This is a genomic window from Pseudomonas sp. 1152_12 (genome assembly GCF_052850675.1).
The window spans coordinates 341,068-356,296 of record NZ_VXCW01000002.1 but is presented as its reverse complement, the minus strand read 5'-3'; the positions used below and the strand labels follow the sequence as shown (position 1 = coordinate 356,296).

13 protein-coding genes are annotated in these 15,229 nt (G+C 59.0%); 7 read left to right on the top strand and 6 right to left on the bottom strand.

What is annotated here, in order from left to right:
* Positions 1–52: 52 nt before the first annotated feature.
* Both FW764_RS04290 and recQ read right to left on the bottom strand, forming a co-directional pair.
* Positions 53–487 (bottom strand): MarR family transcriptional regulator, encoded by a 435-nt coding sequence (locus tag FW764_RS04290; RefSeq protein ID WP_446432900.1) that lies wholly within the window; start codon positions 485–487, stop codon positions 53–55.
* A gap of 121 nt (positions 488–608) precedes the next feature.
* Positions 609–2,735: a DNA helicase RecQ gene (gene recQ / locus FW764_RS04285; RefSeq protein WP_446432899.1), complete on the bottom strand. Its 2,127-nt coding sequence runs from the start codon at positions 2,733–2,735 to the stop codon at positions 609–611.
* A 275-nt stretch (positions 2,736–3,010) separates the two neighbouring features.
* Here recQ and FW764_RS04280 point away from each other — a divergent pair, with 275 nt between their 5' ends.
* The 3 genes from FW764_RS04280 (at position 3,011) to FW764_RS04270 (ending at position 7,669) form a co-directional block, all read left to right on the top strand.
* The gene (locus FW764_RS04280; RefSeq protein WP_083357466.1) at positions 3,011–3,598 is read left to right on the top strand and encodes a UPF0149 family protein; all 588 of its coding nucleotides are present in this window, start codon (positions 3,011–3,013) and stop codon (positions 3,596–3,598) included.
* A gap of 20 nt (positions 3,599–3,618) precedes the next feature.
* Entirely contained in the window at positions 3,619–4,002 is a 384-nt protein-coding gene (locus FW764_RS04275; RefSeq protein WP_446432898.1) for a YbaN family protein, read from the top strand.
* 196 nt (positions 4,003–4,198) lie between these two features.
* Entirely contained in the window at positions 4,199–7,669 is a 3,471-nt protein-coding gene (locus FW764_RS04270) for a hybrid sensor histidine kinase/response regulator (protein WP_446432897.1), read from the top strand.
* Positions 7,670–7,733: 64 nt separating this feature from the next.
* On the opposite strand, the gene rmuC is transcribed toward FW764_RS04270, so the two are convergent.
* Both rmuC and FW764_RS04260 read right to left on the bottom strand, forming a co-directional pair.
* Complete coding sequence (rmuC, locus tag FW764_RS04265) at positions 7,734–9,212, bottom strand: DNA recombination protein RmuC (RefSeq protein ID WP_446432896.1); 1,479 nt, start codon at positions 9,210–9,212, stop codon at positions 7,734–7,736.
* Between the two features lie 61 nt (positions 9,213–9,273).
* Entirely contained in the window at positions 9,274–9,597 is a 324-nt protein-coding gene (locus FW764_RS04260; protein ID WP_446432895.1) for a sel1 repeat family protein, read from the bottom strand.
* Positions 9,598–10,054: 457 nt separating this feature from the next.
* On the opposite strand from FW764_RS04260, the gene FW764_RS04255 reads away from it, so the two are divergent.
* The 4 genes from FW764_RS04255 to FW764_RS04240 all read left to right on the top strand — a co-directional run bounded on the left by FW764_RS04255 (position 10,055) and on the right by FW764_RS04240 (position 13,239).
* Positions 10,055–10,360, top strand: coding sequence for a hypothetical protein (locus FW764_RS04255; protein ID WP_446432894.1), 306 nt, complete (start codon positions 10,055–10,057; stop codon positions 10,358–10,360).
* A 442-nt stretch (positions 10,361–10,802) separates the two neighbouring features.
* A complete protein-coding gene (locus FW764_RS04250; RefSeq protein WP_446432893.1) occupies positions 10,803–11,027 on the top strand; it encodes a hypothetical protein in 225 nt (74 codons plus the stop codon).
* Positions 11,028–11,305: 278 nt separating this feature from the next.
* Positions 11,306–11,788, top strand: a complete 483-nt coding sequence (locus FW764_RS04245; RefSeq protein WP_446432892.1) for a hypothetical protein — start codon at positions 11,306–11,308, stop codon at positions 11,786–11,788.
* Positions 11,789–11,934: 146 nt separating this feature from the next.
* A complete protein-coding gene (locus FW764_RS04240; protein ID WP_446432891.1) occupies positions 11,935–13,239 on the top strand; it encodes an OmpP1/FadL family transporter in 1,305 nt (434 codons plus the stop codon).
* A 64-nt stretch (positions 13,240–13,303) separates the two neighbouring features.
* Here the strand turns inward: FW764_RS04240 and FW764_RS04235 are convergent, their stop codons facing one another.
* Positions 13,304–13,852: a glutathione peroxidase gene (locus tag FW764_RS04235; protein ID WP_446432890.1), complete on the bottom strand. Its 549-nt coding sequence runs from the start codon at positions 13,850–13,852 to the stop codon at positions 13,304–13,306.
* A gap of 150 nt (positions 13,853–14,002) precedes the next feature.
* Positions 14,003–15,211: an MFS transporter gene (locus tag FW764_RS04230; RefSeq protein WP_446432889.1), complete on the bottom strand. Its 1,209-nt coding sequence runs from the start codon at positions 15,209–15,211 to the stop codon at positions 14,003–14,005.
* Between the last annotated feature and the right edge of the window lie 18 nt (positions 15,212–15,229).

Genomic DNA, 15,229 nt, shown 5'->3' with positions numbered 1-15,229 from the left:
TGTGGAAGGGGGCTTGCTCCCTCCCACATTGTGATCTCTGCTGTCCTTAGGATCAGGGCTTTTCCAGGTTCGCCAAAATATGCCCGTGCACACGCATGCACACACGCAAATCTTCTTCATCCACACCCACAAACAGCTCATGGCGCAACGCCGTAGCGATGGTTTCGATCTGCTCGATCAAAGGGCGGGCGGTGTCGCACAGCAAAATGCGCTTGGCACGCCGGTCTTCCAGCACGGCCTGGCGTTGCACCAGGCCTTGGCCTTCAAGGCTGTCGAGCAAACGCGCCAGCGTCGGCCCTTCTACTCCAACGCTTTGCGCCAGCTCACGCTGGGTGGGCGCTTCTGTGAAACGGGCCAAGTGCAACAGCACCAGCCAACGCGCCTGAGACAAACCCAGCCCCGCCAAACGGCGGTCCAGCTCGGCGCGCCAACCACGGGACATTTGCGCCAACTGCATGCCAAAGCGGTGTTGATCGGTTAACGGCATAAAAAACTCATGATTTAGACTGAAAATAAAGTGTGGCTAATTATTAGTCAGCTAAGCATGAGCCATGCCAGGAGGCAAGCGCCGCTATGTACTGATTCGTTACATTGGCGCAATTGGCACACTAAATTTCGAATTCCGACTGCAAAGCGGCACGCACACAGTACAAAACACCCTCTGGAACACGCCCCGTAAACAGCGGCGCGATCTCCGAAACGGGTGGCAATTCACCTTCTCCGTCAAGGAACGCGTCCTGGATTTCACCGAGCAGATCCTCCGGCAAATCAAGGGCCTGCTCCAACGACAACTGCTGCTTGCCAATGGACTCGGCCAGCAAGGTGTAGACGTTTTTTTCCGAGCATTGCAGCTGGCCGGCAATCTGGATCGGGGTCATGCCGGCGCGTGCCAGGCTGACCAATTCGTGGCGTATATCGGCGACTTCCTTCGGCGCTTCGGCCTGCCCGCCGAGCACTTCGAGGAAGGCCTGCCCGTAGCGTTCCAGCTTGCGCGCGCCGACACCGCTGACCCGGCCCATCTCTGCCATGGTGGTCGGCTGCTCGCGCAGCATCTCCAGCAAGGTGGAGTCAGGGAAAATAACGTAAGGCGGCACACTGTGTTCTTGCGCCAGTTTGCGGCGCAGGGTGCGCAAAGCCTCCCACTGCTCGCGTTCTTCGCCGCGCACCAGCTGGCTGGCCTGGCTAGTGCTGCTTTTGGCGGTGGTCTGCGGCTTGAGGTCGCGACGCAACTCCAGGCTTACTTCACCCTTGAGCAATGGCCGGCAACTGTCGTTCAGGCGCAGGCCGCCATACCCTTCAAGGTCGATGTCCACCAGGCCGCGCGCAACCATCTGCCGGAACAATGAGCGCCACTCGCCCTCGGCGCGGGCCTTGCCGACGCCGTAGACCGAGAGTTTTTCGTGGCCAAAGCTGCGCACCTTTTCGTTGTCCTTGCCCAGCAACACATCCACCAAGTGGCCCACGCCATAGCGTTGGCCAGTACGGTAGATGGCCGACAACGCCTGGCGCGCCGGCTCGGTGGCATCCCAAGTCTGCACGCCGTCGACGCAGTTGTCGCAGTGGCCACACGGCTCGGGCATGTCCTCGTCGAAATACGCCAACAACGTTTGGCGGCGGCAGCGCGTCTCTTCGCACAGCGATAGCATGGCATCGAGCTTGTGCTGTTCCAAACGCTTGTGGCGCTCGTCGCCTTCGGAGTTCTGCAGCATCTGCTTGAGCATCACCACGTCTTGCAGGCCGTAGACCATCCAGGCATCCGCCGGCAGGCCATCACGGCCGGCGCGACCGGTTTCCTGGTAATACGCCTCAAGGGACTTGGGCAGGTCCATGTGCGCCACAAAGCGCACGTTGGATTTGTCGATGCCCATGCCGAACGCGATGGTAGCCACCATGATCAGGCCTTCCTCGTTGAGGAAGCGTTTCTGGTGGGCAGAGCGCGTTTCATTAGGCAGCCCTGCGTGGTACGGCAACGCCGGGTAGCCTTGCTCGCAGAGGAACGCGGCGACTTCATCGACCTTCTTACGCGACAGGCAATAGACGATGCCGGCATCGCTGCGCCGCTCGGAAAGGAACGCCAGCAACTGCTTGCGCGGCTGTTCCTTGGGCACGATGCGGTAGAAAATATTCGGCCGGTCGAAGCTCGACAGAAAGCGCTCGGCGTTCTGCAAATGCAGGCGCTCAACGATTTCTTCGCGGGTACGTTTGTCGGCGGTGGCAGTCAAAGCGATGCGCGGGACGTCGGGAAACAACTCCGCCAACTGGCCCAACTGCAAATATTCGCGGCGGAAATCGTGGCCCCACTGCGACACACAGTGCGCTTCGTCAATGGCGAACAGCGCGATTTCCAGGCTCTGCAAAAACGCCAGCATGCGCGGCTGCACCAGGCGCTCGGGGGCGAGGTAGAGCATCTTCACTTCACCGCGCTTGATGCGCGCGGCCAGGTCGCGTTGCTGCTCAGCGCTAAGGGTGGAGTTCAAGGCCGCGGCGGCGACGCCGAGTTCCTCAAGGGTGGCGACCTGGTCGTCCATCAGCGCGATCAGCGGCGACACCACCACGGCCAGGCCGTTGCGCAACAACGCCGGCACCTGGAAGCACAGGGATTTGCCGCCGCCCGTAGGCATCAATACCAGGGCGTCACCGCCATTGGCCACGCGCTCAATGATCGCACCCTGACGGCCACGAAAACTGTCGTAGCCGAAGATGTCCTTGAGGACGCGTTGAGCCTGCTCGAGCATGTAAAACTCCAAAATGGTGCCGAAATCCCTCTGTACAGGCTGGCCGAAAAAACACGCTTTCACGGGAAATAATCCGTAAGCGAAGTTTTCGCGGGTTGGCGCTTGGCCTGCAGGGGCATCACAAAACGCGGCAGTATACCCGAGCGTTACTGCGCAAAGGGCGCGACTGACGAATAGCGACCGCTATCTAAAACCCGGCAAATATGCAGTGTGGCTGGCCTGGGCGCTCAAGAAAGCCTAGAATTGCGCATCGTTTATTCCCAAGGTAGCCCGTAATGTCCTTCGCTGAGCAACTAACCCGCCTGCAAGCCTTCCTCGACGCCGATGAGCTGCATGACGAGGCGCTGGACTACGTGGCCGCCCACGGCTATCTGACTGCCCTGTCGATCTCGTCGGACATCGTGCCGGACCGTGAGTGGATCGACGCCTTGTTCGCCGAAGAACCGCATTACGCCGATGCCGCCCAGCGCGAAGAAATCGAATCCACCCTGCTGGCCCTCAAGGCCCACATCGGTCGCCAACTGGCCTCCGATGAGGAATTCGAGCTGCCGTGCGACCTCGACCTCGGCGAAGAGCCGGATGACTCCGACCTGCGCGGCTGGTGTATCGGTTTCATGGAAGGCGTGTTCCTGCGCGAAGCCGCCTGGTTCGAAACCGCCGAGGAAGAAGTCAGCGAAATGCTGCTGCCGATCATGGTCGGTTCGGGTCTGTTCGACGACCAGCCGGAGTTTTCCGACATCGCCTCCGACGCCAACCTGATGGACGACATGATCGTACAGATCCCGGAAGCGCTGACCGCGCTGTACCTGCTGTGCAACGCACCAGACGAAAAACCGGCGATCCTCAAGCCACGTCACCACTGAGTCGTTTGCCCGTGACACCCATGGGCAACCGCTCTGCATTCCTGCGTTACGCACTGCTGGCCATCGGCTGGCTGAGCGTTGCGCTGGGGGTGATCGGTATTTTCCTACCGGTATTGCCGACCACACCCTTCCTGCTTCTCGCCGCCGCCTGCTTCGCTCGAAGCTCACCGCGCTTCTACCACTGGCTGGTGGAACACCCGCGCTTGGGGCCCTGGATCAAAGACTACCTGGACGGCAATGGCATTCCGCTCAAGGGCAAGGTTTATGCCATTGGCCTGATGTGGCTGAGCATTGGCGCCTCCTGCTACCTGGTGCCGTTGTTTTGGGCACGCGGGTTTATGCTGACCAGTGCAGTGCTAGTGACGATCTATATCTTGCGTCAGAAGACACTGCCACCGAGGTAGCCGTGGGAGCTGAATTCTGTGGGAGCCGGCTTGCCTGCGATCGCATCAATCGGATGCCACTGATAGACCGAGCTGCCCGCATCGCAGGCAGGCTAGCGCCCACACGACCTTGGTCGACACTGACTAACCCCAAGCATCATGCGAGACTGTCCCACCGGGCCTGGAATGCCTGGGTGTTCTTACGCTCGGAGTTACCATGACGCTGTCCAGCGGGCTGATCGCCGCCGTTGCCCTGGCCTATATGGCCATTATGTTTGCCATCGCCTTTTACGGTGACCGCCGCCACGCGCCGTTGCCGCCGAAGATGCGTGCCTGGGTGTACAGCCTGTCGCTGGCCGTCTATTGCACCAGCTGGACTTTCTTCGGCGCGGTAGGCCAGGCCGCCGAACAACTGTGGGCATTTTTACCGATCTATTTAGGACCGGTATTGCTATTGGTGTTGGCTCCCTGGGTGCTGCAGAAGATGATTCTGATCAGCAAGCAGGAAAACATCACGTCCATCGCCGACTTTATCGCCGCGCGCTACGGCAAATCCCAGTCCCTGGCGGTGGTTGTCGCGCTGATCTGTCTGGTCGGCGTGCTGCCCTACATCGCCCTGCAACTCAAAGGCATCGTGCTGGGCGTAAACCTGCTGATCGGGTCCGGCCCCGACACCACCGGCACCCGCGCCCAGGACACCGCGCTTATCGTGTCGCTGGTGCTCGCGCTGTTCACCATTGTGTTCGGTACGCGTAACCTCGACGCCACTGAACACCACCGTGGCATGGTGCTAGCGATTGCGTTTGAATCACTGGTCAAGCTGTTCGCCTTTTTGGCCGTCGGTGCCTTTGTGACCTATGGCCTTTACGACGGTTTCGGTGACCTGTTCAGCCAAGCGATGCTGGCACCGCGCCTTGAGGAATACTGGAAAGAAACCATCAACTGGCCGTCGATGGTGGTGCAAACCGGTGTGGCGATGATGGCGATCATCTGCCTGCCCCGGCAGTTTCACGTCACCGTGGTGGAAAACATCGACCCGCAGGATTTGCGCCTCGCCAAGTGGGTGTTCCCGGCGTACTTGATCCTCGCCGCGCTGTTCGTCATTCCTATCGCGCTCGGCGGCAAAATGCTATTGCCTGGTTCGGTATTGCCGGACTCCTACGTCATCAGCCTGCCCATGGCACAGGCGCATCCAGCCCTCGCCGTGCTTGCATTTATCGGTGGCGCTTCGGCGGCCACCGGCATGGTGATTGTCGCGAGTATTGCACTGTCAACCATGGTCTCCAACGACATGTTGCTGCCGTGGCTGCTGCGTCGCTCCAGCGCCGAACGACCGTTCGAAGTGTTCCGCCATTGGATGCTGTCGGTACGCCGGGTCAGCATTGTGATCATCCTGCTGCTGGCCTACGTGAGTTATCGCCTGCTCGGCTCCACCGCGAGCCTGGCGACCATCGGCCAGATCGCTTTCGCCGCCGTGACTCAACTGGCCCCGGCGATGCTCGGTGCACTTTACTGGAAACAAGCCAACCGGCGTGGTGTGTTTGCCGGATTAGCGGCGGGCACCTTTCTGTGGTTCTACACCCTGGTCCTGCCGGTGACGGCGAAAAGTCTTGGCTGGTCGTTTAGCCTTTTCCCTGGGTTGACGTGGATGCATTCGCACCCATTGGGTTTATCCGTCACCTCACTCACCTTGGGCACCGTGTTTTCCCTGGCGGGTAATTTCACGCTGTTTGTCTGGGTCTCGATGCTGTCGCGTACACGCGTTTCCGAGCATTGGCAGGCCGGGCGTTTTATCGGCCAGGAAATCAGCCAGCGTGCCAGCGCGCGCTCGATGCTGTCCGTGCAAATCAGCGACCTGCTCAGTCTCGCGGCGCGCTTTGTCGGCGAAGAACGCGCCCAACAGAGCTTTATCCGCTTCGCCTATCGCCAAGGCAAAGGTTTCAACCCCAACCAGAATGCCGATAACGATTGGATCGCCCACACTGAACGGCTATTGGCCGGTGTACTGGGTGCATCTTCGACACGTGCGGTCGTAAAAGCCGCGATTGAAGGGCGGGAAATGCAGCTAGAGGACGTCGTACGGATCGCCGACGAAGCGTCAGAAGTGTTGCAGTTCAACCGCGCGTTGCTGCAAGGCGCCATTGAAAACATCACACAGGGCATCAGCGTGGTCGACCAGTCACTCAAGCTGGTGGCCTGGAACCGGCGCTACCTGGAACTCTTCAACTACCCCGAAGGTTTGATCAGTGTAGGACGACCGATTGCCGATATTATTCGCTACAACGCCGAGCGCGGCCTGTGCGGGCCGGGCGAAGCCGAGGTCCACGTGGCGCGACGCCTGCACTGGATGCGCCAGGGCCGCGCGCACACATCCGAGCGCTTGTTTCCTAATGGACGCGTGATTGAGTTGATCGGCAACCCCATGCCTGGCGGCGGGTTTGTCATGAGCTTCACCGACATCACGGCATTCCGTGAAGCAGAACAAGCGCTGACCGAGGCCAATGAGGGCCTGGAGCAACGGGTCACCGAACGCACCCAGGAACTGTCGCAACTCAATGTGGCACTTACCGACGCCAAAGGCGTGGCCGAATCCACCAGTCAGTCGAAGACACGTTTTTTGGCAGCCGTGAGCCATGACCTGATGCAACCGCTGAACGCGGCGCGGCTGTTTTCCGCCGCCCTCTCCCACCAGAACGACGGCCTGTCCAGCGAAGCCCGCCAGTTGGTGCAGCACCTGGACAGCTCGCTGCGTTCTGCCGAAGACCTGATCAGCGACCTGCTGGATATCTCGCGCCTGGAAAACGGCAAGATAAACCCACACCGCCAGCCTTTTGTGCTCAACGAGCTGTTCGACACCCTGGGCGCTGAATTCAAGGCGCTGGCCCATGAGCAAGGTCTGCGTTTCCGCCTGCGCGGAAGCCGTTTGCGGGTAGACAGTGACATCAAGTTGCTGCGCCGGATCCTGCAGAATTTTCTCACCAATGCCTTTCGCTATGCCGACGGCCCAGTGCTACTTGGCGTACGCAGACGCAAGGGTGAACTGTGCCTGGAAGTGTGGGACCGCGGCCCGGGCATTCCGTTGGATAAACAGCAGGTGATTTTCGAAGAGTTCAAGCGCCTCGACAGCCACCAGACCCGCGCCGAAAAAGGCCTGGGCCTGGGCCTCGCGATCGCCGACGGTCTATGCCGTGTGCTGGACCATCGCTTAAGCGTGCGTTCGTGGCCGGGCAAAGGCAGCGTGTTCAGCGTGCGCGTGCCTTTAGCACGTAACCAGGCCAGTTTGAAGGTCAAGACAAAGCAGGACAATGGGCAGCCATTGAGCGGTGCACAGGTGCTGTGCGTGGACAATGAAGAAAGCATCCTGATCGGCATGCGCAGCCTGCTGACGCGCTGGGGCTGCGAGGTGTGGACCGCCACCGATCAGGCGCAGTGTGCGTTGTTGCTGGCCGATGGCGTGCGCCCGCAATTGGCGCTGGTGGACTACCACCTGGACCACGGCGAGACGGGCACAGAGTTGATGGGCTGGCTGCGCACGCAGTTGGCGGAGCCGATTCCAGGGGTGGTGATCAGCGCCGATGGCCGGCCGGAGATGCTGGCCGAGGTGCATGCGGCGGGGCTGGATTATTTGGCCAAACCGGTGAAGCCGGCGGCGTTGCGGGCGTTGCTCAGCAGGCATTTACCTCTATAAACCTGGAGCACTCGATTAAAAATTGTGGGAGGGGGCTTGCTCCCTCCCACATGGTGGATCGTTTTTACTCAGGCAGGTGCGCGACACCGTCTGAATCGGTCATCGCCCGCTCAAGCAAATCCGCCGGCAAGCTTTTACTCGCACGCGCCCCCAGCAACCTTAATTGCTCGGTACGGCTGACCAGATTACCGCGGCCATCCGTCAGCTTGTTTCGCGCCGCGCTGTAAGCCTTATCCAACTGCTGCAAGCGGTTGCCTACTTCATCCAAGTCTTGGATAAACAGCACAAACTTGTCATACAGCCAACCGGCGCGCTCGGCGATCTCGCGCGCGTTTTGGCTCTGGCGCTCCTGTTTCCACAGGCTATCGATAACCCGCAAGGTCGCCAGCAAGGTCGTGGGGCTGACGATCACGATATGGCGGTCGAACGCTTCCTGGAACAGGTTCGGTTCGGCTTGCAACGCGGCGGAAAACGCCGCCTCTATGGGTACGAACAACAGCACGAAATCCAGGCTGTGCAAGCCTTCGAGGCGCTTGTAATCCTTACCGGCCAAGCCTTTGACGTGATTGCGCAGCGACAGTACGTGCTGCTTGAGCGCCGCCTGGCCAATCACGTCATCCTCTGCCCCTACGTATTGCTGATAGGCCGTAAGGCTGACCTTGGAGTCGACCACCACCTGTTTGTCGCCGGGCAACATGATCAACACGTCCGGCTGGAAGCGCTCGCCGTCCGGACCTTTGAGGCTGACCTGGGTCTGATACTCGCGCCCCTTCTCCAGCCCGGCATGTTCCAGCACGCGCTCAAGGATCAATTCCCCCCAGTTCCCCTGGGTTTTCTGGCCCTTGAGCGCGCGAGTGAGGTTGGTGGCTTCGTCTGACAGGCGCAGGTTCAGTTGCTGCAGGCGCTCAAGCTCCTTGGCCAGGGAAAAACGTTCGCGCGCTTCATTCTGGTAGCTTTCTTCCACGCGCTTTTCGAAGGACTGGATGCGTTCCTTGAGCGGGTCGAGCAATTGGCCGAGGCGCTCCTGGCTGGTTTCGGCAAAACGCTGTTCACGTTCATCAAAGATTTTCCCGGCAAGTTCGGCGAACTGCGCGCGTAGCTCGTCCCGTGCGCCTTGCAGGTCGGCGAGCCGTTGTTGATGGCTCTCCTGTTGCTCACGCAGTTCGGCACGCAGTGACGCCGACAGCGCGTCGAGGCGGCGCAGCTCGGTGTCCTTGGCGCTGCGGTCGAGGTTCCAGGCGTGCGCAGCGTCGCGGGCGTTATCACGGTCGATCTGCAGCAGTTCGACTTCACGGCGCACGGCAGCCAGGTCAGCTTGTTTGGCGGCGTTGGCCTGGCTGAGGTCGCTGATCTCGTCGCGGCTGGCGTCGAGTTGTGCCGCCAGCCCTTCCTGGGCCAGTTGCGCGGTGGCCAAGCGCTCTTCCAGCAGTTCCCAGCCGGTCATACGCGCGCTCAGCCGCCGTTGAATCTGCCAGCACAACACCAATAAAGGCACTGCAGCGCCAGCCAGGCCCAAGGCAATACTGGTCCAGTCAAAAGCCATCGCCATTTCTGCCATTACCGAAAAAGAGCAAGGTTAACCAAGCATAGGGCCTGAGGACAGCTCAGTCTTCGACCTGCCCCAGTTCGCGCTGGGCGCGGCGGTCACCGGCACGGGCGGCCAGGCGCAACAGGTCATGGCCAATGCGGCGGTCGCGGGCGTTGCCGCACTCGCGACACATCAATTGGCCCAAGCGGCTCTGCGCGGCGACCACGCCTTCGCGGGCCGGCTGCTTGAGCAAGCGCCCGGCAAAATGCTTGACGTTGGTGTTGTGACCCAGCCGCGGGCTGTCGAGCAGCCACAGAGCGACTTTCAAGGAGAAACGCTTGGGGACGGTAACAGTCTGAGGCGTGTCGGTAACAGAGGTTGATACTGAGCGAAACTTCATAAAGCACTGCGGGACAGAACGGAAGGCGCGCAACTCTACTCTTTTTTTCCTACAGGTAAAGCTGAAAAGTCCGTGCACGCCCGTTCTAGAGCAAGCGCTTGGGACAATCCACAGAAGCTGTGGATAACTCAGTGGACAACCCGTCTTTAGCTCGCGCAAAGGCCCATGGAACGGGGGCCGCAGTCAAACTGACGATTTTTTCACCAATAAAAAAAAGCGATATTTTTCATTGACTTAAATTCTCATTGCAGGCAAATGGTGGCGTTTCCAGGAGGGTGACAGAGCGGTTACACACTTCGCAACTAATGTGCACAAGTACCCATCCACTGGTTATATCGCCGAGTTTTTTTGCTTCAAAGCGTCCGAAAAATGTTACTGCAGGTCCAAAACTGGGGTCTTTTCAAATTTGCTCCGTCTCGCCACACTGCCCTACCTCCACGTAGCCTTGTAAGGTCTGATGAAAGGAATCCTCTTATTCGCCGTGTTGCTGCTGGCCATCTGTGCGACTTCACTTTGCATCAACGCGGCGCTGCCTTCTCCTGACGGTGCCCTGTTCGCCATCGCCATTGTGCTGTCGGCAGCCTTTACCGCAGTGAGCCTGTGCATTGAATTGGGTGAAGGCCGAATCAATGACATGCGCGACGTGATGAGAGTGATCGAGACTGGCCGTTCCTGGCGCCTGTCGTTGGCGGCCTACGCACTGGGCTGCTCGTTGGCGGCGACAACGACAGTGCTGGTGTATCGAGGATTGCTGGGCGGCTAATTGAAGTTTTTTGGTTCGGGCGCTTCCCTTCCGTGTTTCGATCCGTTACTATCCGCGGCGTTAGTACCAAGCTGAAAGTCAATTCTGGTCGAATAACTCCCCTGAACAACACGGGATCGGCCACCTCGATGGTTTCCAGGTATTCCTTGCGACGACACTGCCTTTGAACAAGCAAAGGGTGCCGCGAAGTTTCAATACTCTGACCGAACCAACCTGCAAATTGATCAGGATCTTCACCCTGGGCCCAGAACCTTGCCCCTGTTGTGTTGCCTGCCCTCCTAAGTACCTACCTGCCAGCCCAAGCGCGCCTAACTTATTAGCGCTTCAAACTGGCTGCTTTGTTCCAGTCGGGTTCTTCGTTTGATCAATGGTGATCAACGTTACTGGAACGTTTTAACGTTGCACGGTTCTTAACCGTGTCATTTGTAGGAACACCAATAATATGCACACTCAAATCCACACTCAGGATGCCATTCGCACCCTCACCAACGCTTTTGCACCAATGAACTGCCTGATCATGGCCGCTCGCAAAGGCTGCTTCAGCTTCACCCTGGTCAACGAACACGGCATCGCTCGTCACAGCGAACGCCTGTACCCCGATCAATACTCCAGCGCAGAGCCGCTGCAGGCCGTGATCGAGCGTACCCGTCAGGCATTGATTGCCTGATCGACCCGAGTCGCTGAAACACAAAAAACCCTGCTAAAAACGCAGGGTTTTTTATTGCCTGAAATTTTATTTTGGAATACTTGCACTAAGCTCGAATAGATATAAACGTTATAACTAAACGATGAAGATGTTTTAAAAACAGTCCTTTACATCACAAATATGACACTACACTTCAACTCAAGCGGCCTGATCCGCTTGCGACGAGCCTGAGATCCGATTAACCGCTGCCAAGCCCCCTTCTCAGGCATCGTCGACCACTTTCATGGATTGAGGCCTGTATGGGTATCGCCGCCAGCGAATTGTGTCGTTATGTGATCAGGCCGACGTTGATCTACCTCGGCCGCCATGACTCGACAGCTGAAGCCCTGTTGCTGGGCATTGCCGCCAGCCAATCGGAACTTGGCTCCGCACTGCATGACCGGCGCGGCCATGGCCTGTACAGCATCACCGAGCCTCGTCACCGCGCTCTGTGGGACGAATACCTCGCACAAGACCCCGAGCGCGCCAGCCTGGTACGCGGCTTGGCCAGTCAGCATGCGTTCCTCAGCGCGCCCCAGCTGGAACTGACGGTCAACCTGCGTTACGCCACCGCTATTGCTTGGTTGCTGGTCGAACAACATCGCTCTGCACTGCCGCCAGCGGGTGACGTACTGGCCATGGCGCGTATCTGGAAAGAAATATTTCATCCTCAAGGTCGGCTGCGAGACTTTACCCAGGCCTGGCAAACCTGTGTTTCACCCATGAATCAGGTCACTTGCTGATCAGGCATTTTGCAAGATTCGGCTAAAAACCTCGATTCTGGTCGGATTGTCCTACAAAACAGCTCTATCTCCTACATTACAGCCTATAGCGCTAACTTAAATTTATTGATACTTTCCGCAGCGGTGATCACCACGGAGTTCTAATAATGAAAAAAGTAATGCTCAAGACCACACTTAGCCTCGCCGTTGCCATGGCATCTTCCCAACTGTTCGCAAGCGGCTTCGCCCTCAACGAACAAGACGTCGCTGGCATGGGTACGGGTTTCGCAGGCCGCTCTTCTTCTGCCGAAAACGCCAGCACCGTCTACGGCAACCCTGCCGGCATGGCTCGTCTGGAAGGCCAGCAAATCACCGGTGGCGTCGCCGCTATCGATGCAACAACCGACATCAAAGACGCCAGCGGCCGCTCACGCGGCAGCAACAAAGGCGACATGGTGCCGTTCACCGCGGTGCCTTTTGGTTTCTACACCAATAAACTTAATGACCAGTGGGCTGTCGGCTTCGGTGTTTACGCACCGTTTGGCCTGAAGACTGACTACGAACGTGGCTTCCAAGGCCGTGCATTCGGCAGCAAGAGTGAAGTGGCTGTTATCACCTTCCAGCCGACTGTGAGCTACGCCTTCAACGACAAGGTGTCGATCGGTTTTGGCCCAACCATTAACCGCATTTCCGGCACGCTGGAGTCGCAACCCAACCTGGGCTTGCTGCCACTGCCGGGCCTGGCAGGCACCGGTGACAGCAAAGTTAAAGTCAAAGGCGACGACACTGCATTGGGCTTCAACGCCGGTATCTTGGTGCAAGCCACCGACACCACTCGCGTCGGCCTGACTTACCACTCGAAAGTGAAATACAAGCTCGAAGGCCACACCGACGTCACGCCAGGCACCGGCGTTCCTGGCGCTTACCTGCGCGCCAACCGCTACGATGCCTCGCTGAAAGTTGACACCCCTGAATCCTGGGACGCTTCGGTGACTCAAGACCTGAGCGATGCCTGGAAGGTTTACGGTGGTGCGACCTGGACGCGCTGGAGCCGCCTGAAAGACATTACCGTCAACAACGAAGGTGTAACGGCAGCGACAGGTGGTGCACTTGCACCGCGTATCGTCGGCCAGATCCAAGAGCCACAGAACTGGCACGACACCTGGGCTTACGCTCTGGGTACTTCGTACCAAGTCACCAAGCAAGTGGTCCTGCGTACCGGCCTGACCTTCGACCAGTCGCCGACCAACAACACTGACCGTTCGCCGCGTATTCCTACCGGTGACCGGACCATCTTCAGTGTCGGCCTGGGCTACGCGGTGATGGATAACATGACCATCGACCTGGCTTACTCCTACCTCAAGGAAGAGCCGGTCAAGGTGAACAAGCAGAACGCGCTGGGCCAGACCTATGCGTCCAAGTACGAAAACAGCGCCAACGGTTTCGGCCTGGGCATGACGTACAAGTTCTGATTCAAGCCGTATAAAAAAGCCCCGCTCTCCTGCAAAGGAGGCGGGGCTTTTTAGTTGCCGATGATCAGGGTTTAGACGCAATCGCCTCTTCAACCGCTTTGATCAGCTCCGGGCTGTCCGGCTTGGTCAGGCTGGAAAAATTGGCAATCACCTTGCCCTGGCGGTCCACCACGTACTTATAGAAATTCCACTTCGGCGCGCTGGTCTGCTGCGCCAGGACCTTGAACAAATGCACCGCGTCCGGCCCCTTGACCGTCTGTGGCTCGATCATGGTGAAAGTCACGCCGTAATTCACGTAACAGACCTTGGCGGTCTCCTCGCCAGTCTTGGCTTCCTGCTTGAAGTCATCGGACGGCACGCCGATCACTTCCAACCCTTGGCCCTTATAGCGTTGGTACAAGGCTTCAAGGCCTTTGAACTGCGGCGCAAAGCCACAAAAGCTGGCGGTATTGATGATCACCAGGGGTTTGCCGGCAAAGCGTTGGCACAAATCGATGGATTCTTTGGCCCGCAATTTGGGCAAATGGCCTTCCAGTAACGGCGGGCAATTGGCAGCCATGGCCGCACTACCAACAGCCATCAGGACGGGTACCGCGAGCCAGCGCATCAGCATGTCGAAAGTCCTCGGTTCAGTTCAGACACAGAACTTAACAGATGGACATACCCAGTTGCATCAACGCCAGCCCGCCGCGCTGCCAGCCCCACCAGCCCAGCAGCAACAGAACGACGAACGCCGCAACCATCAAACATCGCACCGTCACACTCATGCCACCTCCATCTGCGTTTGCAAGCGCTGAACTGGCCGCTCGCGCACCGGCCAGTTCAGCGCCGCAGCCAGCAGACTCAAGAGAATCGCCACCTGCCAGATCAAATCGTAGTTGCCGGTTCGGTCATAGACCACTCCGCCCAACCAGCCCCCAAGGAACGAACCAAGCTGATGAAACAGGAACACAATCCCACCGAGCATTGACAGGTTTCGCACGCCAAACAGGGTCGCGACCGTACCGTTGGTCAGCGGCACGGTGGACAGCCATAGAAAGCCCATCGCCATGCCGAACAGGTAGGCCGTGACTTCGGTCACCGGGGCCCACAGGAACAGCACGATCACCACCGCGCGCAGCAAATACAGACCGGTAAGCAAACGCGGTTTGGACATACGCCCGCCTAGCCAGCCGGCGGTGTAGGTGCCAAATACGTTAAACAAGCCGATCAACGCCAGCACCGTAGTACCCGTCGTGGCCGGTAGGTGCTGATCGACCAGGTACGCAGGCAGGTGCACGCCAATAAACACCACCTGGAAACCACAGACGAAAAAGCCAAAGGCCAGCAGCCAGAACCCCGAGTGGGAGCATGCTTCCTTCAAGGCTTCACGCAAGGTTTGCTGGCCGGTCATGACGGGCAGTGGTTTGTCCTTGAGCATCGCCACCAACGGCAGGATCAACGCCACCATCAGGCCCAGTGCCAACAAAGCGGCCGACCAACCCAGCCAGCCGATCAGGCCCAGGGTGCCCGGCACCATGGCAAATTGGCCAAAGGAACCTGCGGCGCTCGCGATGCCCATGGCCATGCTGCGTTTTTCCGGCGCCACCGCGCGCCCGACCACGCCGAGAATTACCGAGAACGAGGTGCCCGACAGGCCGATCCCGATCAGCAAGCCCGCGCTCAGGGACAACGACCACGCCGAATCGGACATGCCCATCAATACCAGCCCGACGGCGTACAACACACCGCCGACAAACACCGCTTTGGTGGCGCCAAAACGATCGGCCAAGGCCCCGGTAAACGGCTGCGCCAAGCCCCAGATCAGGTTCTGCAGGGCGATCGCGAAGGCAAAGGTCTCACGACCCCAGCCGAATTCCGTGCTCATCGGCGCCAGGAACAGGCCAAAGCCATGCCGCACCCCCAAGGACAACGCCAGGATCAGCGCACTCCCCACGAGAACCCAGCCACTGGTGCGCCACATCGAGGTCATTCTTATTCTCCGTCGCGG